The organism is Mesorhizobium sp. M7D.F.Ca.US.004.01.2.1, from assembly GCF_003997785.1.
Lineage (GTDB): Bacteria > Pseudomonadota > Alphaproteobacteria > Rhizobiales > Rhizobiaceae > Mesorhizobium > Mesorhizobium loti.
Genome location: NZ_RZRQ01000730.1, coordinates 1 through 697, shown reverse-complemented (window position 1 = coordinate 697; position 697 = coordinate 1). Strand labels below are relative to the sequence as shown.

Annotated in this window: 1 protein-coding gene; it reads left to right on the top strand. The window is 71.4% G+C overall.

Features of this window, described 5'->3' with window-relative positions; all coding sequences use genetic code 11:
* The coding region (locus tag EN993_RS36485; protein ID WP_164758091.1) for an alpha/beta hydrolase at positions 1 to 697 on the top strand (697 nt) is incomplete at both ends.

Here is a 697-nt window from a genome sequence, read left to right as displayed (position 1 = left end):
CCGCTATGTCGCGGTGGACGGCATCCATATCGCCTACCAGACCGTCGGCAGCGGCCCGGCCGATATCGTGCTGGTGCCCGGCTTCATCTCACATGTCGAGCGCATCTGGGAAGACAGGAGCTGCTGCGCCTGGCTCAATGCCGTGTCGCGGCTCGGCCGGCTGATCCTCTTCGACCGGCGCGGCATGGGCCTGTCCGACCGCGTCGGCGCCCGCCCGACCGTCGAGGCCACAGCGCGCGACATTCTGGCGGTGATGGATGCGGCCGGCAGCCGCAAAGCCTTGCTGGTCGGCGCCTCGGAGGGCGGGCCGGGCTGCATCCGCTTTGCCGTCGACCACCCCGACCGGCTGGCCGGCCTGGTTCTGTGGGGCTCGCTTGCCAAGGGCAGCCATGCGCCCGACTATCCGTTCGCGCTCACAGCGGCGCAATATGATCTGTGGCAGCAGCGCCTGCTCGCCGGCTGGGGCGGCCCGGCCGAAATCGAAACCTTCGCGCCGAGCGTCGCCAACGACCGTCAGGCCCGCGCCTGGTGGGCCGGCCTGCTCAGGGCCGCCTCCAGCCCCGGCGCGGTCGCCGGCCTGCTGCAGGCGCTGCGCGATGCCGATGTGCGGCCGCTGCTGTCAAAAGTCTCGGCCAAAACGCTGGTCCTGCACCGCACGGGTGACCGCGCCGTGCGGTGCAGGACCAGCGTCTTGGCC